This is a genomic window from Actinomadura alba (genome assembly GCF_014323705.1).
In the GTDB taxonomy this organism is placed as follows: Bacteria; Actinomycetota; Actinomycetes; order Streptosporangiales; family Streptosporangiaceae; genus Actinomadura_C; species Actinomadura_C alba.
The window spans coordinates 1-23,666 of sequence record NZ_JABVEC010000022.1 but is presented as its reverse complement, the minus strand read 5'-3'; the positions used below and the strand labels follow the sequence as shown (position 1 = coordinate 23,666).

Genomic DNA, 23,666 nt, shown 5'->3' with positions numbered 1-23,666 from the left:
CGGCCCTGCGGTAAGACGATGGGGTGATCTGCCCCTCCCCCACCCCGCAGATCATGGAGTTCGGTTCGATGCCCGTCAATCTGGAGAAGGTCCAGTCCTCCGCGCCCGGCCTGGTCGACCTGTACAAGGCCGCCAAGGTCAACCTGAGCAAGCACGGGCTTGATGCCGAGCGCGCCGCCGTCTACCTGGTGCTGGACCGGTCCGGCTCGATGCGCCGGTACTACAAGGACGGCACCGTGCAGCACCTGGCCGAACAGGCCCTCGCCCTCGCGGCGAACCTGGACGACGACGGCGTGGTACCCGTGATCTTCTTCGACACCGTCGCGCACCCGCCCGTCGACGTGGGTCTCACCGACTACGAGGGCCGCGTGAACCGGGAGCACAAGCGTCTCAAGCACATGGGCACGACCAACTACGCCGCGGCGATGCAGAGGGTCATCGACCACTACGCGGCGTCCGGCGCCACCGATCCGGCCTTCGTCATCTTCCAGACCGACGGATCACCGAACTCGCGCAGCGCCGCGGAGAGGATCCTCTGCGATGCCGCCAAGCTGCCGATCTTCTGGCAGTTCGTCGGATTCGGGGACGACGAGTTCACCTTCCTTCGCAAGCTCGACGAGCTCGCGGTCCCGCAGAAGCGTGCCGTCGACAACGCCGGTTTCGTCGAGGCCGGCCAGGATCCGCGCGCGATCGGCGACGCCGAGTTCTACGGGCGGCTCATGGGCGAATTTCCGCAGTGGCTCGCCGTCGCACGCGCCGAAGGCATCGTCGGCTGACCGGCCGGGCGTGGAAGGCATCGTCGGCTGACCGGCCGGGCGTGGGCGGCGTGGCGATCCCCGATCGCTCGTCATGGCTCCTCGGCCAGCGCCGGATGCCTGGGGTCGTCGACGCGCACGACGGCATCCGCCACCTGCGCGGGCCCGGTCTCCCGCTCGTACCGCTCGTACGCCGGCAGCGTCCACCGCAGCTCGTCGGGGGTCCTACGGAGCAGTGCCCCCGGCGAGAGCCACAGATGTACGGCGAAGTCGAGCGGCAGCCCGCGGCCCAGCAGCAGGGCCCCGTCGAGCAGCAGCACCCCGCCCGGCGACAGGGTGACGTACGGAGCGCGGGTGGCCCGATCGGCGACACTGTCCCACAGCGACGGCAGCACCCGGCCCGAGCCGCCGGGTTCCAGCGGGCCGAGAACCTCCCGCACCAGCGCTCCGGCGTCGAGCCAGCCGGTATAGAGCGCGTCCGGGTCCGTCCGCCCGTACTCCAAGCGAAGCGACGCGGCGCGCAGGAAGTCGTCGGCGGACACCCGGAGAACCTCACGGCCGCGCAGGCGCAAGGGGCCCACCAGCGCATCCGCGAGCCCACCCGGCTCCGCCGCCGGCGCGCCGTCGACAGCCACCCGCGCCCAGGACGACCGGGGCGTCCGGGCGATCCGGTCCGCGAGCTCGTCGACCAGCAGCGATGGGGAGATCGGCCGTATCCGCACTCACACATCCTCACCGAAGCCGGCGTGGGAGCGTACGGCGGTGCCCGGCGGGAGAGGCGATGAGGACGACGCGGGAGCCGACGGACACGGCGCGGGATGGGCGCGTCCGCGACATCGACGCGGTCCGGGGACTCGCGCTGTGCGGCATCCTGTTCGTCAACATCGTGGGGATCACCGGGATGCCCACCGGCTCGGGGGCGGCGTCCTCGCTCCGCCACCACGCGTACGAGACCCTGCTCCACCAGCGGTTCTTTCCGGTCTTCTCGCTGCTCTTCGGGCTGAGCGCCGCGCTCTTCCTGCGGGCCGCGGCGGGCCGCACCGACCGGCCGAGGCTCGCGCTGCTGACCCGGTTCGGCTTTCTGATCCCCATCGGCCTGGTCCACCAGACGCTCCAGCCGCGTGAGGTACTGCTGGTCTACGCCATCGTCGGCATCGCCGTCCTGCTTCCGGCGTCGTTCCTGCCCCCGTGGGCGACGCTGACCGCGGGGGTCGCCGCGACGGTCTACGCGCTCCTCGTCCAGGGCGGCGGTGCGCGGCTCATCCCGGGCCTCTTTCTGCTCGGCATGGCCGCCGCCCAGTACGACCTGCACCGCGGCCTGGACCGGCGCGGTCGCGCGCTCACCCTGGTGTTCGGTGTCAGCACGGTGCTCGCCACCGCGTTGAACACCTGGCAGGTCCGCTCGGGCACCGAGCCGTCCGGCTCCCCGCTCGCCGCGACCGCCGGCGTGGTGACGGCCGCCGCGTACACCTCAGGCCTGCTGGCGCTGCTGCGCACGGCCATGCGGCGGCCGCTGTCGGCGGTACTGGAGCCGCTCGGCCGGATGGCGCTCACCAACTACCTGACGGCCACGCTTCTGGTGGTCGCCGCGGATCAGGTACTGCGGCTCGAACACGACCCGCGGTACGGAACCGTGATGGCCCTCGGCATCGCCGTCCTCACCGCGCAGGCCGTCTTCGGCACGTTCTGGCTGCGCCGTTTCCAGCACGGCCCCATGGAATGGGTATGGCGCTGCCTCACCTGGTGGCGCGTCGTCCCCAACCGCCAGGGGCGGGCTCAGCGCAGCTCGACGTGGTCGCGGTAGGGGTCCAGCCGGGCGTCCTGGACGTCCAGTTCGTGATCTGCACCATACGATCTCCTCCATGACCGAGATCATCGACTACGGGCGATTCGCGGAACGGCTGCGACGGGTGATGCCCCGCTGGGACGTACGCGAACGCACATCCCCGGAGGAGTTCGCCGAGCACTTGGCGGACACCAGCCCGCGCTGGACGCTACTGCGCGAGTTCCAGGAGGAATGGGGATACGAGACGCCCGACGGTGGACCGGTCTGGCCACGCTGGTCCGAGGACGAGCACAAGGCGTATCTGCGGCGGCTCAAGGCCGCGGCGACCGGCGAGGAGGACGACCGCTTCGCCGCGGTCGACATGACGCTCCCGATCCCCAGGGCGCTGGACGAGTGGTGGGATCTGCCTTTCAACTCCTTCACCCACCGGCCTTCCCTCTACTGGACCAACCCGGAGTGGCCGCCCACGGTCCGGCCGGACCCGACCGGCTACGGCGTCGCGGACGGAATTCCCGAGGACAGCCCGCTCGCCGGGCCCGGTGATGAACGCCGCGTCTGCGTGTTCAAGGCCGAGTACCAGTACTGCAACGAGTGGGGCTACCTCGCCGCGGAATCCGCGCTCGCCGACCCGAAGGTGCTGGTCAGCATCGAGGACGGCTGGGTGACGCAGTCCCGATCGGTCACGGAGTTCTTCCTGCAGCTCGCCGTGGAACGGCTGCCCGCGCACTATGGGTGGTCGGTGCACCTGTACGAGGCGGAGCCGGAGCTCGTCGAGCGGGTCCGCCGGACCTTCCCGGAGCTGGGTCTGCTGCCCTGGAGGGAACTGGGCACCGAGACGGTCACCTACGGCGCACCGGACGCGATCATCTATCACGACGTGCGGGAGTTCAGCGACTTCCCGTTCATCGTGCACGCCCGTACCCGCGCGGCCCTGGAGCGGGTCGCCGGCACGCTCGGCGTGGACTGGACCGACCAGCTCGAGGAACCCGCGGCCGAGCAGGAACGGGCGGGCCCCGAGCCGCTGTCGCTCCGGGCCGGAGAGTCCGACCCATCAGAGCCGGTGGACCGTCCTGACGGCCTCGGATGATCCCCTGCCCATTACGGACCCGGCCCCGGTGCCGCTGGCCGAGCTGATCGGCGGCGACGAACCGGCCGGACGCACGGTCTGGGCCGTCGATGCCGGACTCGGCCTGGCCGCCGCGGGCGACCAGGCCGGCGGCCTGTTCCTGTGGCGACTCCACCGGACCGGCGCGGCCCCCGCGACACCGGCCGCGGAGAGCCCTCATTGGATCAGGCCGCGCTGCTGATGGCCGACCTCTCCGAGCACGAGTCCTCATGACGGTCGTGGTAAAGACCAGAGAAGACCCCTGCAACATCGGCATCGAGACCCCGTTCGGCACATCATCGACCGGCACCGCACCGACCTAGAACAAGCCGAAGATCCACGGGACACGACCTAGACGAGATCAACTACGCTGGCATCCGGTTGCCCCCATTGGGATGGATGACTCTGGACCGATGATCCGGGTTGATCGCGACGGTTGACACAGCCGTGCCGAAACGGAGTCGGAGGTATCAGTGCTCGAAGTCAGCGGGCTGATGTGGGGCGCGACGGTCGGCCTGGTCGCCTGTCTGCTCGCAGTGGATCTGATTCTGGCGGCCGCGCGTCCGCATCGGGTCGGGTTCCGCGAGGCCACCGCGTGGTCGGTGTTCTACATCCTTGTGGCGATCGCCTTCGGCGTGTGGTTCGCGATCCGGCACGGTGGTGAGTTCGGCACCGAGTACTTCGCCGGTTACCTCGTCGAGAAGAGTCTCTCGGTCGACAACCTGTTCGTCTTCGTCATCATCATCACCACGTTCGCCGTGCCGGAGGAGCATCAGCACAAGGTCCTGACGTTCGGCATCGTGCTCGCGCTGGTCATGCGCGCGATCTTCATCGCAGTCGGTGCCACGCTGCTGTCGCTGTTCTCGTTCGCGTTCCTCCTGTTCGGCCTGTTGCTGATCTATACGGCGGTGCAACTGTTCCGCCACCGTGACGAGGACCCCGATGTCGAGGACAACGTCGTGGTCAAGGCCGCGCGCCGCGTCCTTCCGATCACCGACGACTTCGTGGGCGGAAAGCTCGTCACTCGCGTTGTGGGCCGCAGAATGGTCACGCCGCTGTTCGTCGTACTGCTCGCGATCGGCGGGATCGATCTGCTGTTCGCACTCGACTCCATCCCCGCGGTCTTCGGCGTCACCGAGGAGCCCTATATCGTCTTCGCGGCCAACGCCTTCGCGTTGCTCGGCTTGCGTGCACTCTTCTTCCTGGTGAAGGGACTTCTGGACCGACTGGTGTACCTCTCCACCGGCCTCTCACTGATCCTTGCGTTCATCGGGGTCAAGCTGATCCTGCACTGGGCGCACGTCGACATCGACGAGCGCGTCCCCGAGATCCCCACACCCCTGAGCCTCGGGGTGATCGTCATCGTGTTGGTGATCGTGACCGCTGCGAGTTTGATCAAGACGCGGCGTGATCCCTCAGCCAAGGCGCACGCCGGCTCACTTCGGGCACACCAGGCCAAGACTGAACAACCTACGGCGCGCTCTTAGGGATGTCCCTTGTGGCGCCTGGATTCTAGATTCGCGACAGAACGTTTCCGCGGAAACGCCTCCCGCCCCCGAGGCGTCGTCTGGGGCCATCTACCGGCTGACCTCGAGGTTCAGCCATGTAATCCGGACGGAATCATCCTTGCGTAGCGTGCCTGCGATGCGGCCTTGTCGGGCATTGTGGGGTTCGCCGGTCCCCTCGTGAGGTTCGCCCAGCGCAGGGGGGTCGTCACGCCGCTCTTACGTTGTCGCTGTTCGGGCTTGTCGCCGGTATTTGCCGGGTGCGGTCCCGTACTGCCGTTTGAAGGCGGTGGCGAAGGCGAACTCCGAGGTGTAGCCGATCTGCTGGGCCACAGTGTTCAGGGGCGCGTCTGAGTCGCGTAGGAGCCGGAGCGCGGTGGTCATCCGCCACCAAGTGAGATAGGTGAGCGGTGGTTGGCCGATCAGTGCGGTGAACCGGCGGGAGAAGGCCGCCCGGGACAGTCCGCCCTGCGCCCCGAGTTCCTCGACCGTCCACTGCCGGGCGGGATCGCGATGGATGCCGCTCAGCGCCGCGATGATCGCCGGGTCGCCCAGCGCCGCCGCCCATCCGGTAGCCGTGCGCTGCTCGGGCTGCTCAGCGAACCAGGCGCGCAGGATGAACAGCAGGAGCACATCGAGGAGGGCGGGCACGACGGCGTCCGCGCCGAGGCGGGAGTTTTCCAGCTCGCCGCCGAGGAGATCGACGGCGGCGCGAAGCTCGGGGTGGTGGCCAAGCCGGGCCGGCAGGTGAACGATCTCGGGAAGGTCGTTCAGCAGCGGGTGCGCCCGGGAGGCGTCGAACTGGTAGGCGCCGCACAGGGTCACACTAGGGACCCCCGAGCCCTGTCCCGCCACGTCCGGCGGGAATTCCTCGCGTTGCCCGAAGTGGAGGCCGTCCTCGCCGGGGACGCAGAAGGGCTCGGTCAAGGGGGTGGAGGGCGTGTCCGCCAGCCCGTGATCGGCCGGCCGGGGAAGGAACACCACGTCCCCTGGGCCCAGCGCGATGGGGGCGCCGTCCGGCCGGAGCAGCCAGCACGCCCCTTGGAGGATCACATGGAAGGCGGCCCCAGGCACGGGCGGATAGCGCCGCCCCCAGGGGGCGTGTCGTCGCACGCGCGCGGAAGCGGGGCGTCCGACGCGCATGGCCGCGATCACGTCACTGAGCACATCCATGAGAGGAGCGTATCGCCATCATCCAGCCACAGAGACGATGGCGTATGAATCCAAGATGTCAAAGCATGGAGCATCTCCGCTGATCGCCATACGGTCATGTGCGAGAGAGGTAATCACCTCTCCTGCAGGGTGCGACCCCCTTCTTGCCATATCAGGAGAGGTCGCGCTGTCGCTGTTCACCGACTTCGAGAACCTCAGCGTCCTCAATCCGGCGGCCCAGCAGGAGGACGCGGCCACCGCCGTGCTGGACCAGGTCGTCGCCTGGGGCGAGGCGCTGCGGCCACTCCGCAAGTAATCGTTTCCGACACCACACCTCATCAGCGGAAGAGACCATGACCACTCCCTCCCAGACGAACCGATCCGTCACAACCAACACCACCACTCGGCGTTTCAGAGCCCTCGCGGTCGGTGGCGCGGTGCTGGCCACCAGCCTGCTGTGGCTCGCCGCCCAGATCCTGGACATCGATCTGCGGGTCGACCAGCCGGGCGACGGGCAACCACCAATGACCGTCGGCCTGCCGCTCATCATTGGCTTCACACTTGCCTTGTCCCTGCTCGGCTGGGGTGCGCTCGCCGTACTGGAGCGGTACATCCGCCGGGCCAGAATCATCTGGAGCTTGCTCGCCGGCTCGGTACTGCTGATTTCCTTCGTGCCGATTCTCAGTGTTGGGGCCGCCTCTGGCACAAAGACCATGCTGTCCTTGATTCACCTCGCCGTCGCCGCCGTACTGATCCCGATGCTGCGACGGGGAGTACCGGGGGACCGGGCGTAAACGATCCGAGAAGCTGAATGATCGAGCTTAAGGATTCTCGCTCAGGCTCAGTGAAGCGACGTGAGTGAGCGGCCGATGCACCCAGCCATCTGCGTGGGCATGTTCACGAACGCGGCTCGCGGACACATCGTCACCGACGCTTGCCGGCTCGTAGGACGGTGTCATGGATGGTGACCTCCTGACCCTCCGGGTCCGTGGCGGGGCGTGGTCTGGCGGCGGCGACGAGGATGTCCCACTGGCCGAGGTCGAGCGAGTCCGCGACCTCCTCCGCGGTGAAGAAGAGCTCGGGCATCGGTGGCCTGGGCATCGTGGTCTGCATGTCACTGGGGTGATGACCGACGATGAGCAAGGTTCCGCCGGGGGCCACCGCGGTGGCCAGCCGGGCGAAAAGCGCCTTGCGCGGAACCTCCGGCAGGTGCATGAACTGGGCGGAGACCAGGTCGAAGTACCCCTCGGCAGGTACCCAGGCAATCAGGTCGGCGTGCACCCAGCGGATGTTCCCGGCCACCTCGGCGCCGAGGGCGTCGGCGTGTTCGGCGCCGCGCTGCAGGGCGGTGGTGGAGAAGTCCACTGCGGTGACCTGCCAGCCGCGTGAGGCGAGCCAGAGGGCGTCGGCGCCTTCGCCGCAGCCCACGTCGAGCGCTACGCCGGTGGCAAGATGGGAAGCCTCTGCCACGAGTTGCGGGTTGGGCCGCCCACTCCAGACCGCTGAGTGGGAGCGGTAGCGCTCCTCCCAGGACTGCTCGTCGAACATGCTCACTGCGCTCCTTGTCGTCAACGCGAGCGGCGGCCAGCGGGGCGCCGGTGGTCAAGCCGTCACGGCCAGGTAGTTGTGCACAGGCCCGCCACGTGCGCTCCCCTCCGCTCGTCCGCGCGGCCGCCGTGAGGTCACGACGACCACCTGTTCGCAGGACTATGCATCCTCAACGACAGCGGCGACAAACGGAATTGCCGACATGGCAACATGACCGGGTGAATGACGACCCGATACCCGCGTCGGCGAGCGGGCACGCGGAGATCTGACAAGTAGGGGATCTGTATCCGCCGTCGGTGATCCGATCCGCCGTGCCGTGGCTCTGCCAGATATGACCGAATCCTTACGTCATTGCCCCCGGGGCTGACGTCCGGACTGTCGATGGTGTGCACTCCTGATGACGAATATGGATCATGAGCAGGAGTCAGCATGAAATTGGTGCGTTCAGCGATCGTGGTAGCCGCATCAGCCGCAGCCGTGCTCAGCGGTCCCTCCGCCGCTTGGGCCGCCACCCCCGGTGTCCCCCAGGCGTTGCGGATCTCCGAGTCCCCGTACGCCGGATTCCAGCACTGCTTCACCGGGACCACTCCGACCTTGAGCGCGGAGTCCGGCCCGCAGTTCTCGGCGTCACCGGCCGGCACCAAGCCGCAACCAGGGTTGAAAGCGACGCTCGAGATCGCTCGCGCGGGCGAAGAGCCGTTCCTTCGCCGGACGGAGGCGACCTGGCCGAGCGGTTACGTGTGGGGCTTCGGCGTCAGCGCCGGGACCTTCACTCCCGGCTCTTACCAGTTCCGCATGCGCGCGGAGAACAACGAGGGTGCCTCGGCCTGGAGCGCCTGGTGCGGCTTCACCGTCACCGCAGCGACCCAGCCATAGTTCGTCATGGCGTCTAGGTCGCATGGCTACCCTTGAGGCATGGCTACTGACCGCCGCGCGAGCTGGCTCAAGGGCGTACTCGATCTGCTGGTGCTCGCCGGCCTGACCGAGGGCGAGAGCTACGGCTACGAGATCGCCAAGACACTGGCCGGCTCCGGGCTCGGTCAGATCAAGGGCGGCACGCTCTATCCCGTGCTCAACCGGCTGGAAGAGGCAGGCCTGGTGGCCGCCGAGTTCCGCGTCGCCGACCGGGGACCCGGCCGCCGGTACTACCGGCTCACGCAGCAGGGCCGCGAGACCCTCGCCGAACAGACCAGACTGTGGCTGGCCTTCGATCAATCCGTACGTTCCGTACTCGACAAGGGAGCGGCTGGATGACCTCCTACTTCGACACGCTGGCCGAGCGGCTGCGCGAGAGCGGACTCTCCGACGAGCAGATCGCGAGCACCATCGACGACCTCGCGACCTATGTCACCGAGTCGGGCGCCGCCCCGGAGGAGGAGTTCGGGCCGGCCGCCGACTTCGCCGAACAGCTCACGGCCGGACATGCACAGGGAGCCGACAGCGCACCGAGCCCGGAGATCGACCCGGCCCCGGAGACCTGGCGGTGGACGGCCGACGCCTTCCATGAGAGGAAACGGCTCAACGAGTTCGGTGACCAGGGCTGGGAGGTCGAGCGCGTCGACGCACTCGGGCACTTCGTCAGCCACCGCGACCCCGCGCGACCGCAGCGCTGGGAGTACCGGCGCGAGACAGTGGTCGTCGGGGGCCGCGCGAAGACCGCCGACCGGCTCGCTCCGGACGGCTGGGAGCCCTGCGGCACCTGGGTCGTCTTCGAGTACTTCAAGCGCCCGAAGTCCGCCAGCCTGGGGCCGGCCGGAGAACTCGACGAGGCTCCGGACGGTCCGGGACGGCGCATCTTCTGGAGCAAACGGTTCTACGTGTTCTTCGCTGGTTACGCGGCGTTCCTGGGCGCCATCGCCCTCGGACGGCTTGCCCTCGGCGGTGACGCTCTCAAGAACTGGTTCTTGATCGGCCTCCTCGCCGGCGGTGTGATGGCCGCGGCCTGGGTGGTCATCGGCCAGCGCCGTGCCCGAAGGCGGGAACTCTGACCCAATCGAGTCGCCACGCGACCTGTGCCTACCGTCTTGGCCGCTGGGGCCTGCCGCTACGTCCACCGGACAAGGAACGATCGCCCGGGTCCGCCAACGTGCGGCGCGGCGGCTCGCGGCCGAGTCCGCCCACTCCGTGAGGAGGCCGGTCAGGTGCGGAACTCTCCGACCCAGGCCCCATTGATGAGGTGTTCAGGCAGGTATTCGGATTCGACCTCTACGGCGACGTCCCAGTCACGGGCCAGGCATGCCATGGCCAACGGACCAAGGGCGATGAACCCGTCGGGATCCTTCGCGCGTTCCTCATCGGCGGTCCAGTAGTCCTTGTGCAACTGCACCGCCTCAGCGAGGACGTCGTTGAACTGCTCGTTCTCGCCCTGGACCAGATGATAGAAGGTCCGCATAGTGGGCCACACTTGCAACAGCGCGTATTCCGTCGTCGTCACTCGGATCTGTTCGGGAGCGGTGGCCTTCATCGCCGGCATGAGCTTGTCGAACAGACCCTGTTCGTTACGCCAGAACATCTGCAGTGATTCAACCCAGGGAAATTCGAAGTCGTCGAATTGCTCACTCGAGGCACGCAACAGTTCCAGCGGCATCTCCGCCAGCCTACGAGCCCGGCCACGTTCGCGGCAGATCATCGCCAACCACAACGCGGTCAGCCAGTTGTGAACGTTGGTCCAGTACTGCGGGCCGGTAGCCGGAACCTGCCAGATCTTGTGAGCGATACGGCACTCCACCACACCTTCTGACCGCGAGCCCGTCTCGAAGATCGCCGATCCGACCTGCATCGTCGAGACAACGCTCTCCCACGTCTCCAGATACTGCGCCTTAGCGTCCAGAGCGCAGCGGTAGCCAGTCTCCATCAAAATCGTATCCAGCAAAGAGCTCAGCCTCTGAGGGAATCGTTCGAGTCGGCCAAGCGCCTTCTCGATACTTTCACCAAGCCCTGCGACTTGCTCTTTCGCAAAGTTAGAGTCAACCGAATGTCGTGCAACGACGCGCACAATCCTCAGTCCTTATCGCTGATATCGAAGTGCTTGAGCGTATAACCGTCGTACGCATGATTACCAGTCTTAGGGTCTATTTTTACGTGCGCCCGGGACATTACATAGTCGAGCTTACGATCTTCAAGAGCCTCCTGCAGGTCATCTGCCAACGCGCGTTCGTCGCCACCTCGCCGACGCATTTCCCGCAAGATGCTCTTGAAGTAGTCAGGGTGGCCCTGTTCGAGAAGCTTGGCGTCTGGACCGCGGCGGAGCCCGAGGTCGGCGTTGGGGCTTTTGGCCTCGACGACAACGTACCGCTTCTCGCCGGTGGCGGGATCCTTCACCGTCCAGATCTGGTCGAAGCACCCTGAGCCGTTCTTGGTGGGCGGGAGCGGAATCTGCTCGACGATGTGGCCGTCCTTGCCAAAGTGATCGCGAACCGCATCGGCGGCTGCACGTTCGCCGAGCTCTTCACCGATCCTGGTCTGCTCCTCGTATGCCCTCCGGCGCTCTTCGATGGCCTCGGCACTCGGGTCGGGAGCCTCGGAGTCGTACCGCTGATTGGCCAGCTTGACGTCCTCGATCGCCTGCTTGCGCTCGTCGACCAGACCCTGATAATCCTTCCGCACCTCCGGACTGGGACGCTGCCGATCCGGCGATGGGTCTTCCTTGAACTCGGCCGGTTCGTAGTCCTCCCCAGCCGGTTCGTACCGGTGGGTGGTCTCGTTGTAGTACGCCTTGGGGATCCGGTAGCCGTCCTCGTCCACGGCGTGGACGCTCCGACGCCACAACTCGTGATCCGATGACTCGCGGTAGTGGGTCTCGCGCCAGTTGCCGTCGTTGAGCTGTTCATCGATCCGTGGGTTCCGCTGGGTCTTGTCCGGTCCTGACGAAGGTTCGGTGTCGCGGCCATCCGAGCCGGACGAGCCCGTGTCCGGCTCGTGTCCGTTGCCGCCGGAGTTCTCATCTCGGCCGCCGACGTGCACGGGCTGCCGGTCGTCCAATCTGTCGGCGTCGTCGAGGGCTCTGTCGAGATCGAGCGAGACGTTGTCGAAATCAAGGTCATCGAAGGCATCCCGGATGTCCTGGGTGGTGGGCATCCTGTCGCCGGGCGTGTTGGGCAGGTTCAGGTCGGCATCGGGCCGGGTGAGATCGATTTCGGGAGCGTCCACGTCGGCCTTTCGGCCGATCCTGCTGAGGGCTTGCGCGCCGCCTTTGATGAGGCCGGCACCGCCGAGGAAGCAGCTGCCGATGTTGAGAAGGCTCTGGGTCCAGACGTAACCAGGCCGGTCGCCGTACTCACGCCAGGGGACGAAGGCGTGGCCGACCTCTTTCCAGTTGTTCCAGGTGTTGCCCCAGCCCTGCCAGCCCCAGCCGTCCGGGCCGTAGAAACCGGCGAGGCCGGCGAGGCCCTTGCCCATGCCGACCCAGGAGTCCTTGGCATTGCCCCACCAATCGCCCCACTCGCCGCCCGCCCACACCCAGCCGTTCTCGCCGTACAGCCCGGTCAGTCCGCCCAGGTCCGTGACGATGCCGCTGCCGAAGTCGTACACGCCGTCCCAGGCGTCCTGGTACCAGGGCTTGTCGTGCTGTTGCGGGCTGCCCCATGGAGTGGGGTTGTCCTCAGGGGTGTAGGTGCCCCCGTAGGCGAGCTCACCGGCACCGGGCGGAGCCGAACCCGCCGCCACGAATCGCGTCCCCCCGAAAATCGCAGTGATCTTGTTGGCGCACGTCCGCTCGGCCGCCTGGTACTGCGCCACCGCGTGTTCCACGGCACCGATGAGGATGTTGTGCCGCTCGATCTTGTCCTCGTCGCCGCGCCAATCCTCGTCACCGGCGATCTCGCCGCGGAATCGGGTCGCATCGGCGTGCAGGTTGTTCAGCCGCTGCACGATCGGGCGCACCTCGTCAGCGAACGTGATCAGCGCGTCCCCGGCCGTCGTCGCCGCTCTATCGAGGTCCTCACCTGCCTGGCGGACCGGCCTGGTCGCAGCGAACAACCGCGCGGCCTCCGGCGCCCGATAGAACGCCGCCAGCCCCTGCCAGCCGGAATGGATGTCAGAGCCGGTCTCGGCGATGTTCGCACCATCGGTTTTGAGCGCCCTCCCCGCCGCCTCCACCGCATTCGGCTTCACCTGAGGGATCGGAATCGCACCCGGATCGATCACTCCATCGCCCAACGCCACACCCCGCCCGCCGACTCGTCCCCTTGCCAGTCCGTGGCGCGCGCATCGGCTGGGGTATTCGGTGCCTGCGACCCATGGCGACCTGCGCGCATGGCGAACCTCGGGACATATCCACCACACGGCACTCAGATGTCAGGCTAGAGGCCGCCGCCAATCCCGAATACCCGCTTAAGATGGTTTGTCAGAAATTGCAGATACTGACAGCGCTACTTGTCACATGTCACCATCGCTGTCAGGAGGTCCGGGGTGCCCCCGGTTCCCGCCGTAGCGGCGCCTCTGTGGCGGGAATGTACGACACGGCACTAAACGCCTGCGCGACATGTCCTACCGTGCGGTCATGTGGGAGTACGCCTTGTGGGGACTTTTAGGGGCCGCTGCCAACCGAGCACTGGTCTTTCTTGAGGCGAACCGGCGTGTCAAGGGTGTGGCCTGGCGGTTTCCCGAAGGGCCGGGCGGCGGATACTTTCTCGTCGCCTGCCTGCTCCACTGCGGAATCGGCGCGGCGCTCACGTCCGCGGCGGCGGCGACCGGGGTCATCGCCACGCCCCTGATCGCGCTGGGACTCGGCGCGACCGCGCCTACCGCGATGGCCAAGGTCGGCCGGTACGCGCTCGCGGCGCTCCCCGCGGATGACGACTATGACAACGATGTAGACGGATCTGGCCGGGGCAACGGAGGCGGGAATCAAGATGTCGTACCGTAACCACGCCTTGCACCGGTTGCTGATCGCATTCTCCGACGCGTCCGCCGCTTTCGAAATGAGCCGGGCGGCCCCTCCTTCGCTCCGCGCGGGTTCGGTGCGGCGACTTCTGGAGGCGTTTTCCGGTGCCACGCCGGGCATCGGCTCCATCGGCTCCCACACCCGAACCCGCGTACTCACCAAGCAGCCGACGGCGGCCGCCGGAGTCGTCACGGTTCCCACGCCCGCTCAGTGGGACAAGGTCCAGGTTCCGAGCCTGACGCGTGGCACGGTGGCGGGGCTGCTCGGATTCAGTGTCCTCGGCGCCGCGTGCACGACGTGGGCCGCCATCGCGACCAGCGCAGGCGGCGCGGGAGTGGTCGCCGCACTGACCTTCGCCGTGCCGGCCCTGTTTCTCACGCCCATCGTGCAATACGCCCGTGGCCAGGCGGCCTTGACCCGCGCCGGTCTCGCGTTCGCGGGGACGGTCGACGATGTACGGGCCCTGAAGGCGAGCGACGCAGCCGTCTTCGCGCGGTTGCTCGGCCACTCACAGAGCCCGCGGAGTCGCGGCACAACGCCGGCCCGGCACCCCGACGAGTTCAGGGAGAGCTTCTGGAACGCGCTCGAGCCCGCAGAGCGGCGCCATCTCCATGAGATCGCCCAGGAACGTGTATTCGCCGCGGGTGTGCCACTTCTGCGACAGGGCTATCCCGCCGACTACGTAGTGATCATTCGGTCCGGCTGGACCAAGGTCCGCGTCGATCGTGCGGGCGAGGAGCGGATCGTCGCGGTCCGCGGACCAGGTGATCTCGTGGGCGAACGGGCGCTACTCAGGGACGGCGCGTGGTCGGCCACCGTGATAGCGCTGGACGCCGTCGACGCGCTCGTCATCGCGGCCGAGGACTTCTCGGCTCTCGTTTCACGCTATCCGGGCGTGCTGTCGGTCCTGGAGAAGCAGGTCCACGACCGGATCGCCGAGGAGCCGACACTCTCGACGCCCAACGAACTGATCGACACCGAACAGCGCCTGGCCGCATTGATCACTGCTCTCGGCGGAGCGCAGCCCACCACCCTCCCGGTCACCGGCCACGAGCTGGCGGGCTGGACGTCCTCCTCGCCCGCCGTGGTCGGAAGCGTCCTCACCTCATGGCGGGATCAGGGCATCGTCCGCACAAACACGGACGCGATCGACGTCCTCGACCCCGGTCAGCTCGAGCGGCTCACCGACAACCCGCCGATCCCGTCGGAGACCGCCGCCGCCTCGCCATTCTGGACTGGGCAGAACTGCACCATCATGTTCCTCGATATCGCCGGGTTCGGGGCCCCGACCCGCACCGAGACCGACCGCCGCGTCATCCGGACGGTTCTCTACGAGGTACTTCAGCAGGCGTTCGACGATGCCGCCGTCTCTTGGGCGGCCTGCCATCGGGAGGACCGCGGCGACGGTGTCCTCATCGTCATTCCGCCCGGGATCTCGACGAACGTCGTGCTCGACTCGCTGATTCCTCAGTTCTCCGCTGGGATGGGACGGCACAACCGCCAGGCCGGCGAGGCCCAGCGCTTCCAGGTGAGAGTCGCCGTCCATGTGGGCCCCGTCGTCGCCGACACGCTGGGGGTCTCCGGATCGGCGCTCATCCAGGCCGCCCGGCTGCTGGACTCGCTCGAACTGAAGCGGCGGCTCGCCGCCGGCGGAGCCGACCTGGGACTCATCGTCTCGGCGTCCGTCTACGAAACGGTGGTCGGGCCCGCGGCCGACTTCGAACGTGTGAGAGTGAGCGCGAAGGAGACGAGCACCACCGCATGGATGAGGCTCGTTCCCCCGTGACGCCACCCGTCCACCGGCGACCGCTGCGGCGCTGGACCACGAACTTTGCGTCACCAGAACGCCGACGAGTGGTTCAGCGACCGGTGTACTCATAGTGCGATTCCACCGCCGGCTGGCCCGTGTAGTTCGGGCCCGCCCGGTCATCGGCGCCGAGATAGCGATACGGGAGACGTACGGTGCACGCGCCGCGAAGCGAGATCCGGCGGCGAGCCGGATCGTAACCGAAGCCCTGCGCGCGCAGCGCGGTCGTGAGCCGGCGGCCGGCGGGCGCGCCACCGGCCGGCCGGATCCCCCGCAGGTCGAGGTTGGCCACCAGGAGTCCGCCCGCGGTGAGCCGGGACGCGGCGCGCGCCAGCGCGCCGAGTTTGTCGCCGACATAGTGCAGGCCGTGCACGCAAGTGATCAGGTCGAAGCGGTCGGACGGCGTCCAGCTCGTCACCGACGCGACCACCAACCGCAGTCCCGGTGGACGCTGCGGCACGACGAAGTGGTCCACCAGGTCGACGCCGGTGATCTCGACCTGGTCCGCGAGGCCCCGGTCGCGCAGCCGGGCCGCCGCCTCGGACAGGGCCCGCCCACTGCCGCAGCACAGGTCGAGCCATCGCACGGGCTCACCCGTACGCCCCAGCCGGTCGGTGATCTCCGCCAGGACGTCCAGTCCGAGCTCACGACCGTATCCGTTGGAACCGGTCAGCGACCGTTCGCGGTTCATGGCGCAGTTGGCCACCACCGACGAGGCCTCGAGCGTGCCGTCGTCGAGAAGCCGTGCCATGGCGGCATTCTCCCGTACCGGACGTTATATCGCTGACAGCGGCCCGGCCGAGATCATCGACGACCCGAGCGGCCTATGGCGTTCAGCCGGTCTTCAGTCGCCACCCGCGATGATGGGTTCGGCGTGCGCCTTGCGACACGTGAAGATCAGGATGCGTGAAGAGAAGAGCACCATGCGAGTACTGGTCGTCGAGGACGAGAGACGGCTCGCAGCCGGGCTCCGCAGCGGGCTGGAGGCCGAGGGATTCGCCGTCGACGTCGCTCTGGACGGCACGGACGGGCTGTGGATGGCCCGTGAGTTCCCGTACGACGTGATCGTTCTCGACATCATGCTGCCGGGCGTCGACGGCTACGAGATCTGCGCCACGCTCCGCGCGGAGCGCGTCTGGACTCCGATCCTCATGCTCACCGCCAAGGAGGGCGAGTGGGACGAGGTGGAGGGTCTCGACAATGGCGCGGACGACTATCTGACCAAGCCGTTCTCGTACGCTGTGCTGGTCGCCCGGCTGCGGGCACTGCTACGCCGGGGTGCGAAGCCGAGGCCGGCGATTTTGGAGGCGGGCGACCTGCGGCTCGATCCGGCGGCCCGGCGCGCCTGGCGGGGCGGGGTCGAGATCGAGCTCACGCCGCGGGAGCTGGCGTTGCTGGAGTTCCTGTTGCGCCGTCGGGGGGAGGTCGTCGCCAAGCGGGAGATTCTGGCGCACGTGTGGGACTACGACTTCGAGGGCGATCCCAACATCGTGGAGGTGTACGTGCGGCATCTGCGCAACAAGCTCGATCGCCCGTTCGGTCGTGCGGCCATCGAGACCGTCCGGGGGGCGGGGTATCGGCTGGCGGCCAATGGCGGATGACAAGGCGGATACGTCGGCGGCCAGGTCCGGCACCGTCCGGGTGCGGCTGACACTGGCGGCGGTGGCGGTGGTCGGCTTGGCGCTGGTCGCCGGGGCCATCGGGTTGGTCTTCGTGCTGGAGAGCACGCTGACCAACGAGGTTCACTCGGCGGCCGGCTCGCGGGCGCGGGATGTGGCGGCGTTCCTGAACTCCGGAGGCGAGCCGGAGTCCGCCGCCGCAGGGGCCGAGCGCGATGACGAGCAGTTCGTGCAGATCCTCGATGCCCGCGGCCGGGTGGTGGTGTCGAGCCCCGATGCCGCCGGGCCGGCGGCGGTGACGCGCCTGCGGCCGGGCCGGTCGGCCCGCGTGAAGACACCCGTCGATGACGACGCCTTCCTCGCGGTGGCGGCGGGTACCGAGGACGGCCGCTTCACGGTGATCGTGGGCCGGGCGTTGACCGGCGTGGCGGATTCGACCCAGATCGTCACCCGGCTGCTGCTGATCGGCGTGCCACCGCTGCTGCTGGTGGTGGCCTTCACCGCCTGGACGATGGTCGGCCGGGCGCTCGCGCCGGTCGAGGCGATCCGGCGCGAGGTCGACGAGATCTCCGCCGCCGCCCTGCACCGCAGGGTCCCCGAGCCGGCCCGGACCGACGAGATCGGCCGGCTGGCGACGACGATGAACCGGATGCTCGACCGGCTCGAACGTGCGCAGGCGAGTCAGCGACGTTTCGTCTCCGATGCCTCCCACGAGTTGCGCTCGCCGGTCGCGTCCATCCGCCAGCACGCCGAGGTCGCCCTCGCCCATCCCGGCCGGGCCATCACGGGAGAGCTGGCGCAGACGGTGCTGGCCGAAGGGCTACGGGTGCAACGGCTGGTGGACGATCTGCTCCTGCTGACCAGGGCCGACGAGCACACCCTGCGCGTGGCCCGGCGGCCGGTCGATCTCGACGATCTGGTGTTCGAGGAGGCCCGCCGGCTACGCGCCGCGAACACGTTGCGGATCGACAGCAGCGGCGTGTCCGCCGCCCGGGTGGACGGCGACGCGATGGGGCTCCGGCGGGTACTGCGCAACCTCGCGGACAACGCCGCCCGGCACGCGCGTCACCGCGTCGCCTTCACGCTCACCGAGGCGGACGGGCGCGTGCTGCTCACCGTGGACGACGACGGGCCGGGCATTCCCGAGGAGGAGAGGCAGCGGGTGCTCGAGCGGTTCGTACGGCTCGATGACGCTCGGACCCGCGACGAAGGGGGCAGCGGTCTGGGTCTGGCCATCGTCGCCGAACTGGTCGCCGCACACGGCGGCACGTTCACCCTGACCGGCAGCGATCTCGGCGGCGCCCGGGCGAGGGTCGTCCTACCCCGTACGGGCTCCGGCTGAACCCATCTTCAGCAGCGTTCAGCGTCCGCTCAGCCACCACCCGGCAGCCTGTGCAGCAAGCAGGCCTTGCATCAGCAGGCCTTTGCATCGGGCAACCGAGAGGAGTTCGCGATGAACCGCAGGACCCGGTGGATCACCATCGGAACGCTCACCCTCGCCTTCGCCGGCGGCGGCGCCGGGGTCGCGATGGCATCCGGCGGTGGCGACGACGGCGCCGACAAGCCGATCACCGGACCAGCCCTCGCCAGGGCCGGCGCAGCGGCGCTGGCCTACACCCATGGTGGCAAGGTCACCGGGACCGAGGTGGGCGACGAGGAGAGCTACTACGAGGTCGAGGTCACCCGCCCCGGCGGCCGCCAGACCGACGTGCAACTCGACCGCGACTTCAAGGTCGTCGGCAGCAAGACCGACGGCGGAGACCGTTCCGGCAAGGACGGATAGGGCTACCGCGTCACCACTTGATGGCGGGCTCGGTTCCAAGGCGACCGGCAGCGAGCGCTGATCGGTCAGGCCCGAACCGAGACGGCGGTCGGCACCCGCACCGAGCACCTCGCTGCTCGGCCGCGGGCCGACCGCCGGCGCACGCGGGGGGCTCAGACCGAGGTCGCCCCGGTGTCGGCCCCGGGGCCGGGCAGCACGTCGATGTCCGTGGCGCGCATGGGCCGATCACATACCGAGCAGTGCAGCTCCACGTGCCCGATCTGGCCGCAGGCATGGTGCCGGTAGAGCACTGGCGGGCCGGCCCCGCCCGCCGTCCACCGGTCTCCCCAGCGCACCATCACCAGCAGCAGGTCGCACAGCTCCAGGCCCTTGGCGGTCAGCCTGTACTCGTGCCGCGGCGGCCGGCTCGAATACTCCTCCCGCTGCAGTACGTCGTTGTCGACCAGCCACTTCAGCCGCTCGGTGAGCACCTTGCTGGAGATGCCGAGGTCCTCCTGGAGTCGCTCGAAGCGGGTGATGCCGACGTAGACGTCGCGCAGGATCAGCGGTGACCACGGCTCTCCGATGACGTCCAAAGTGCGGGCGATCGAGCAGGCCATCTCGCCGAACCGGGTTCGCTGCATGCGGTCATCTTAGGCAACAGCCTTCCCTTAGGGAAGTTACTTGCTATGGTGCCGGGACATCCTTTCTTAAGGGAAGCTTCAGGAGGAGCGTGTCATGAACCGACCCCAGGTCGTCTCGGCGCAGGAGTGGCAGGCCGCGCGGGACTCATTGCTGGTGAAGGAGAAAGAACTCACCCGTGCGCTGGATGCGCTCGCCGCCGAACGCCGCCGGCTGCCGATGGTCCGGATCGACAAGGAGTACGTGTTCCAGGGCCCGGACGGGCCGGCGAGCCTGCTCGACCTGTTCGACGGGCGACGCCAGCTCATCGTCTACACCTTCATGTGGCTCGGTGCCGATCACTTCTGTGAGGGGTGTTCGATGTTCACCGACAACGTCGGGCACCTGGCCCACCTGCGCGCCCGCGACACCTCCATGGCACTGGTCTCCCGCGGTCCGCTCGCCGAGATCACCCCGTTCAAGCAGCGCATGGGCTGGCCGATCCCGTGGTACTCGTCGCTGGGCAACGACTTCAACGACGACATGGGCGCCGGGGGCGGGTTCGCGCTCAACGTCTTCGTGCGTGACGGCGACGACGTCCACCGCACCTACTTCACCTCGGGCCGTGGTGTCGAACGGCTCGGCAGCATCTGGACCTTCCTCGACCTGACACCGTACGGCCGGCAGGAGACGTGGGAGGACTCGCCCGCGGGCCGGGCGCAGACCCGGCCGTACGAGTGGTGGCGGCTGCACGACGAATACGAGGCCCGAGACGATTCCGAACCACTGGCACCGACCTCGCGACGGTGAAACCGTGAACCCAGGCGATTGGACAGACTCGTCTGGAGGGCCCGGTCAACTCGACGAGTTGCGCCCCACCGCGCACATACGCCGCGAGCGAACGTTACGGCCGGAGCAACCTGAGGTCCACAGCGGCGGCCATGGCCGCATAGCCCGCGTCCTTGGGGTGCAGGTGGTCACCGGAGTCGTAGGCCGCCCGCATCCGCTGCGGCTGTGCCGGGTCGCGCAGTACGGCGTCGAAGTCGACGAGGCCGTCGAACTCGCCGGACGTCCGGATCCACTCGTTGACCGTGACGCGTACCGCCTCGCGTTCAGGCGTCCAGGTCGGCCAACCTTGGAAGGGACCGATGGTGGCACCGATCACCCGGAGACCACGGTCGTGCGCCCGCTGGATGATCTGCCGGTACGCCCCGACGATCTGAGCCGGGTCGTACTGTGACGGTGAGCTCTGGATGTCGTTAACGCCCTCGAACACGAACACGGCGTGTACGCCGGTCTGGGTGAGGACATCGCGCTCCAGTCGGGCGAGCGCGTTCACGCCCCCGAAACTGCTGTGATCGAGCAGCAGCCGATTCCCGGCGATGCCGGCATTGGCGACACCGAACCGGTGTGGCGCCGGACCGGCCAGCATCCGGTCGGCGAGATAGTCCGTCCAGCGGTGATCGGCGTCGAGGGTCGACCTGTCGCCGTCGGTGATCGAGTCGCCGAGAAACGCCACCGCACCGTCGGCTCTGGTCCGCACATCGAGGCCGTCGAGGAACCAGAACGACGTGGTGCGATTCGGGTAGGAGCCGACCGTCGGGTCGGAGGTCCGGTCGCCGGTCGCCACGAAACCGGTACTGTGCGCGGTCCGGTGGAACGTGGCCGGCCCGGTGGGTCCGGGCAGGTAGAGGCTGGCCAGCAGGTCACCGTCGTCCGGAACCGAAATCCTGATCGGATCCGAAACGAACTCGGCACCGGCCGGCAGGGTGACGGTCGTCGAGCCCGCGAAGGTGACCGGCACCAGACTCGCGACGTCGACGTCCCCGGGCTCGGCACCCGGTCGGGCCAGGCTCGCCGACCGGACGACCAGCGGCGTCCGGCCATAGACGTTCGTCAGCCGGAGCCGCACCTCGGTACCCCCGATGGAGAGGTGGATCCGTTGGCGCAGCGTCGTATCGGTGAAGCCCTCCAGCGGCTGTCCGCTGACCGGAACCGCCATCGCGGTGGTCCACGACGCGACCCACCTCGCGGGGGGCGCCGCCGCGGAGGCGGGCGCCGGCTCGGCTCGGGCCTGACCGGTATTGAGCAGTCCGCTGACGGTCAGCAAGGCGAGCGCTGCGCCGACCCACCGCCGACGTCGTTCGAGGGTGTGACCGCCTCTGGTCATGGGTCTCCCAAGTAGAGCCGTACTCCCGACAGTGGATGGCCAGACTTGGACGTCCCACGTCCTATGTCCTGAGAATGGAGGCTAGGGTCGAGTCGGTTCGCGGTCAAGAGCAACATCAACGGAATCGCGAAATGATCCTCAACGCGAGGTAGAGATCGTTGTCGCTGTCGTTCAAAGGCCCCGTCCAACCCCTCGCGCGTGATGGCGTCATCACTGAGAGGAGCTCACCGCCATGTCGCCGGTCGGGTGAGTGCGGCTGCGGCGACGGGGGCTCCTGAACAGGATGTGCTCTGCCACCGCCCGAACGGGGAGGAAACAGCAGATGATGGAGTCCCTCGGCCCGCATGGCCTGGCGGCCGCGACGCTGGTCACTTTGGGCGGCGTCGGTGCCGTCCAGGCGCACGCCCAGCCCGCTGCCTTCTCGGCGGGCTACATCTGCCGCGTTCCCGTGCTGGGAGCGAAATCCGTCACCATCAACGGCACGCTGACCGCGTCGCCGAGCCGCCCGACCACCGACACCGCGACCCGGTTTCGACTGCGCATCTCGAGCCTGACCCTGCGGTCACCGGTGCCCATCGACTCCTGGAACGCCACCGCCGGGATCGACGTCACGGGTCCGCGGACCTCCTCGTTCCGGCTGACGGGATCCGGCGGTTCCGTGCCCCCACATCAGCCGATCACCGCCGACCTCACGGGCGTCTGGACCCCGAGGGCACGCGGTGTCCACCGGTTGAGGAGCGGCGACGTCACGATCAGGGCGAACATCTCACGCTTCGGCAGCCATACGGCGACCTGCGCACCGAAGGATCCCCGCCCGGTGTCCGCGACGCTGGTGGTCACCTGACCCGGCAGCGGGACGGTTGTCCTCGGCGTTCTACATGGGCCGGGGCGAGAGCTCGGGGATGCGATCGCGGTAGCGGGCCAGCAGCCGCTCGTTGACCGCGTCCCCACCGGGGATGTTGGCGCTCACCCAGCGCGGCAGGTCGACGCCGCGCGCGGTGGCGAGGTCGTCGAGTTCGGCGAGCAGCCGCGACCAGGCGTACGAGGCCAGGATCGTGGACACCGCGGCGGTGTGCGGCGATCCGAGCGGGTACACGACATCGCCCGGCGGGACCGCGGTGTCGATGACGACCGTGGCATGGTCGGCCAGCCTGGTCTCGGCGCGCGCGTCCGCGCGCACTGAGGCGTCCGGAGAGGTCACCGCGATCACCGCCATGCCACGTGCGGCGCACTCTTGGGCGATCTCGACCGGGTACGGGTTGCGCCCGCTGGTGGAGAACACCACCGCGACGTCCGGGGGCGTGGGTGCGGCGTTCTGGACGACCGAACGGCCCAGCCCCGGCCGCCGCTCCGCCTCGGTGCTGCCGAGGGCGTCGGCCAGGGGCAGTACGGAGGGGTCCCAGAGCGGCCGGACGGGTGCCACCCCGCCGGCGCGGTAGAAGGTCTCGCAGACCAGCGTGAGGGAGTGGCCGGCACCGGCGGCGTGGACGATTCCGTCGGCCTCGATCGCGTCGAGGAGCAGTTCCGCCGCCGCTCGGATCGCCGGGGCCGACCGCGCGTCGAGGTCGTCGAGCAGGGATCGCACCCGGTCGCCGAGGTCAGTCATCGGGCAGTGCCTCCTTCAGGGCGTCGTGCAGAGTCACGGACAGGGCGTCGCCGTCGGGGGCCGTGCGCAGCCGGTCGGCCAGGCCTGACGACAGCGCGCGGGCGAGCGTGCCGAGCGTGCCGACGTGCGCGTCCTGCCCGGGGGTGCAGAACGCGAGGAGGAGGTCGACCGGATCGTTGTCCGGGTGGCCGAACTCCACCGGGGCGGCCAGCCGCGTCACGGCCACGCCGACGTCCAGCCCGCCGTCCTCCGGGCGGGCGTGCACGAGAGCCAGGCCCTTCGTCAAGATGATGTAGGGACCGTTGTCCTCGACCACCGCGACGCAGGCGTCCGGGTAGCCCTCGCC

Annotated in this window: 27 protein-coding genes; 17 read left to right on the top strand and 10 right to left on the bottom strand. The window is 68.5% G+C overall.

Going from position 1 to position 23,666, the window contains the following annotated elements; all coding sequences use genetic code 11:
• The first annotated feature begins 68 nt into the window (after positions 1-68).
• Positions 69-776 (top strand): VWA domain-containing protein, encoded by a 708-nt coding sequence (locus tag HKK74_RS25740; protein ID WP_187246021.1) that lies wholly within the window; start codon positions 69-71, stop codon positions 774-776.
• A gap of 71 nt (positions 777-847) precedes the next feature.
• On the opposite strand, the gene HKK74_RS25735 is transcribed toward HKK74_RS25740, so the two are convergent.
• Complete coding sequence (locus tag HKK74_RS25735; RefSeq protein ID WP_187245926.1) at positions 848-1,477, bottom strand: nucleoside/nucleotide kinase family protein; 630 nt, start codon at positions 1,475-1,477, stop codon at positions 848-850.
• A 59-nt stretch (positions 1,478-1,536) separates the two neighbouring features.
• On the opposite strand from HKK74_RS25735, the gene HKK74_RS25730 reads away from it, so the two are divergent.
• From HKK74_RS25730 to HKK74_RS25715, 4 genes are all read left to right on the top strand, one after another.
• Positions 1,537-2,559 carry a DUF418 domain-containing protein gene (locus tag HKK74_RS25730; protein ID WP_187245925.1) on the top strand — a complete coding sequence of 341 codons (1,023 nt, stop codon included), beginning with the start codon at positions 1,537-1,539 and terminating at the stop codon, positions 2,557-2,559.
• A gap of 58 nt (positions 2,560-2,617) precedes the next feature.
• Positions 2,618-3,628, top strand: coding sequence for a hypothetical protein (locus HKK74_RS25725; RefSeq protein ID WP_187245924.1), 1,011 nt, complete (start codon positions 2,618-2,620; stop codon positions 3,626-3,628).
• A gap of 28 nt (positions 3,629-3,656) precedes the next feature.
• Positions 3,657-3,848, top strand: a complete 192-nt coding sequence (locus tag HKK74_RS25720; protein ID WP_187245923.1) for a hypothetical protein — start codon at positions 3,657-3,659, stop codon at positions 3,846-3,848.
• 271 nt (positions 3,849-4,119) lie between these two features.
• The gene (locus HKK74_RS25715) at positions 4,120-5,133 is read left to right on the top strand and encodes a TerC family protein (RefSeq protein WP_187245922.1); all 1,014 of its coding nucleotides are present in this window, start codon (positions 4,120-4,122) and stop codon (positions 5,131-5,133) included.
• A gap of 237 nt (positions 5,134-5,370) precedes the next feature.
• Here the strand turns inward: HKK74_RS25715 and HKK74_RS25710 are convergent, their stop codons facing one another.
• Positions 5,371-6,324: an AraC family transcriptional regulator gene (locus HKK74_RS25710; protein WP_187245921.1), complete on the bottom strand. Its 954-nt coding sequence runs from the start codon at positions 6,322-6,324 to the stop codon at positions 5,371-5,373.
• Between the two features lie 55 nt (positions 6,325-6,379).
• Here HKK74_RS25710 and HKK74_RS25705 point away from each other — a divergent pair, with 55 nt between their 5' ends.
• Both HKK74_RS25705 and HKK74_RS25700 read left to right on the top strand, forming a co-directional pair.
• Positions 6,380-6,619 (top strand): hypothetical protein, encoded by a 240-nt coding sequence (locus HKK74_RS25705; RefSeq protein ID WP_187245920.1) that lies wholly within the window; start codon positions 6,380-6,382, stop codon positions 6,617-6,619.
• A 37-nt stretch (positions 6,620-6,656) separates the two neighbouring features.
• Positions 6,657-7,097, top strand: coding sequence for a DUF6069 family protein (locus tag HKK74_RS25700; protein WP_222722730.1), 441 nt, complete (start codon positions 6,657-6,659; stop codon positions 7,095-7,097).
• 130 nt (positions 7,098-7,227) lie between these two features.
• Here the strand turns inward: HKK74_RS25700 and HKK74_RS25695 are convergent, their stop codons facing one another.
• Positions 7,228-7,851, bottom strand: coding sequence for a class I SAM-dependent methyltransferase (locus HKK74_RS25695; RefSeq protein WP_187246020.1), 624 nt, complete (start codon positions 7,849-7,851; stop codon positions 7,228-7,230).
• Positions 7,852-8,280: 429 nt separating this feature from the next.
• Between HKK74_RS25695 and HKK74_RS25690 the strand changes: the two genes are divergently transcribed.
• From HKK74_RS25690 to HKK74_RS25680, 3 genes are read left to right on the top strand one after another with little or no spacing between them, the layout of a single operon-like run.
• Entirely contained in the window at positions 8,281-8,727 is a 447-nt protein-coding gene (locus HKK74_RS25690; protein ID WP_187245918.1) for a hypothetical protein, read from the top strand.
• Between the two features lie 39 nt (positions 8,728-8,766).
• The gene (locus tag HKK74_RS25685) at positions 8,767-9,105 is read left to right on the top strand and encodes a PadR family transcriptional regulator (protein ID WP_187245917.1); all 339 of its coding nucleotides are present in this window, start codon (positions 8,767-8,769) and stop codon (positions 9,103-9,105) included.
• Positions 9,102-9,839 carry a hypothetical protein gene (locus tag HKK74_RS25680; RefSeq protein WP_187245916.1) on the top strand — a complete coding sequence of 246 codons (738 nt, stop codon included), beginning with the start codon at positions 9,102-9,104 and terminating at the stop codon, positions 9,837-9,839. Before HKK74_RS25685 ends, HKK74_RS25680 begins: the two co-directional genes overlap by 4 nt.
• Positions 9,840-9,988: 149 nt before the next feature.
• Here the strand turns inward: HKK74_RS25680 and HKK74_RS25675 are convergent, their stop codons facing one another.
• Complete coding sequence (locus HKK74_RS25675; RefSeq protein WP_187245915.1) at positions 9,989-10,846, bottom strand: immunity 49 family protein; 858 nt, start codon at positions 10,844-10,846, stop codon at positions 9,989-9,991.
• A gap of 5 nt (positions 10,847-10,851) precedes the next feature.
• On the bottom strand, positions 10,852-12,963 hold the full coding sequence (locus tag HKK74_RS25670) for a hypothetical protein (RefSeq protein ID WP_187245914.1): 2,112 nt from the start codon (positions 12,961-12,963) through the stop codon (positions 10,852-10,854).
• Positions 12,964-13,351: 388 nt separating this feature from the next.
• Here HKK74_RS25670 and HKK74_RS25665 point away from each other — a divergent pair, with 388 nt between their 5' ends.
• Both HKK74_RS25665 and HKK74_RS25660 read left to right on the top strand, forming a co-directional pair.
• A complete protein-coding gene (locus tag HKK74_RS25665; protein ID WP_187245913.1) occupies positions 13,352-13,717 on the top strand; it encodes a hypothetical protein in 366 nt (121 codons plus the stop codon).
• Positions 13,704-15,521 (top strand): cyclic nucleotide-binding domain-containing protein, encoded by a 1,818-nt coding sequence (locus HKK74_RS25660; RefSeq protein WP_187245912.1) that lies wholly within the window; start codon positions 13,704-13,706, stop codon positions 15,519-15,521. The genes HKK74_RS25665 and HKK74_RS25660 overlap by 14 nt, the downstream gene beginning before the upstream one ends.
• 73 nt (positions 15,522-15,594) lie before the next feature.
• On the opposite strand, the gene HKK74_RS25655 is transcribed toward HKK74_RS25660, so the two are convergent.
• Positions 15,595-16,293, bottom strand: a complete 699-nt coding sequence (locus HKK74_RS25655; protein WP_187245911.1) for a class I SAM-dependent methyltransferase — start codon at positions 16,291-16,293, stop codon at positions 15,595-15,597.
• A gap of 151 nt (positions 16,294-16,444) precedes the next feature.
• Here HKK74_RS25655 and HKK74_RS25650 point away from each other — a divergent pair, with 151 nt between their 5' ends.
• From HKK74_RS25650 to HKK74_RS25640, 3 genes are all read left to right on the top strand, one after another.
• Positions 16,445-17,143 carry a response regulator transcription factor gene (locus tag HKK74_RS25650; RefSeq protein WP_425544347.1) on the top strand — a complete coding sequence of 233 codons (699 nt, stop codon included), beginning with the start codon at positions 16,445-16,447 and terminating at the stop codon, positions 17,141-17,143.
• Entirely contained in the window at positions 17,133-18,503 is a 1,371-nt protein-coding gene (locus tag HKK74_RS25645; protein ID WP_187245910.1) for a sensor histidine kinase, read from the top strand. Before HKK74_RS25650 ends, HKK74_RS25645 begins: the two co-directional genes overlap by 11 nt.
• A 111-nt stretch (positions 18,504-18,614) precedes the next feature.
• Positions 18,615-18,944 carry a PepSY domain-containing protein gene (locus HKK74_RS25640; protein WP_187245909.1) on the top strand — a complete coding sequence of 110 codons (330 nt, stop codon included), beginning with the start codon at positions 18,615-18,617 and terminating at the stop codon, positions 18,942-18,944.
• A 152-nt stretch (positions 18,945-19,096) separates the two neighbouring features.
• Here the strand turns inward: HKK74_RS25640 and HKK74_RS25635 are convergent, their stop codons facing one another.
• On the bottom strand, positions 19,097-19,567 hold the full coding sequence (locus HKK74_RS25635) for a winged helix-turn-helix transcriptional regulator (protein ID WP_187245908.1): 471 nt from the start codon (positions 19,565-19,567) through the stop codon (positions 19,097-19,099).
• Between the two features lie 94 nt (positions 19,568-19,661).
• Here HKK74_RS25635 and HKK74_RS25630 point away from each other — a divergent pair, with 94 nt between their 5' ends.
• Positions 19,662-20,354, top strand: a complete 693-nt coding sequence (locus HKK74_RS25630) for a DUF899 domain-containing protein (RefSeq protein ID WP_187245907.1) — start codon at positions 19,662-19,664, stop codon at positions 20,352-20,354.
• 94 nt (positions 20,355-20,448) lie between these two features.
• Here the strand turns inward: HKK74_RS25630 and HKK74_RS25625 are convergent, their stop codons facing one another.
• The gene (locus HKK74_RS25625) at positions 20,449-21,714 is read right to left on the bottom strand and encodes an SGNH/GDSL hydrolase family protein (protein ID WP_187245906.1); all 1,266 of its coding nucleotides are present in this window, start codon (positions 21,712-21,714) and stop codon (positions 20,449-20,451) included.
• A gap of 322 nt (positions 21,715-22,036) precedes the next feature.
• On the opposite strand from HKK74_RS25625, the gene HKK74_RS25620 reads away from it, so the two are divergent.
• Positions 22,037-22,558 (top strand): hypothetical protein, encoded by a 522-nt coding sequence (locus HKK74_RS25620; RefSeq protein ID WP_187245905.1) that lies wholly within the window; start codon positions 22,037-22,039, stop codon positions 22,556-22,558.
• A 30-nt stretch (positions 22,559-22,588) separates the two neighbouring features.
• Here the strand turns inward: HKK74_RS25620 and HKK74_RS25615 are convergent, their stop codons facing one another.
• Positions 22,589-23,320, bottom strand: coding sequence for an SIS domain-containing protein (locus tag HKK74_RS25615; RefSeq protein WP_187245904.1), 732 nt, complete (start codon positions 23,318-23,320; stop codon positions 22,589-22,591).
• Positions 23,313-23,666 (bottom strand): PTS sugar transporter subunit IIA (locus tag HKK74_RS25610; protein ID WP_187245903.1); only part of this gene is annotated, 354 nt, incomplete at its 5' end. The genes HKK74_RS25610 and HKK74_RS25615, both read right to left, overlap by 8 nt.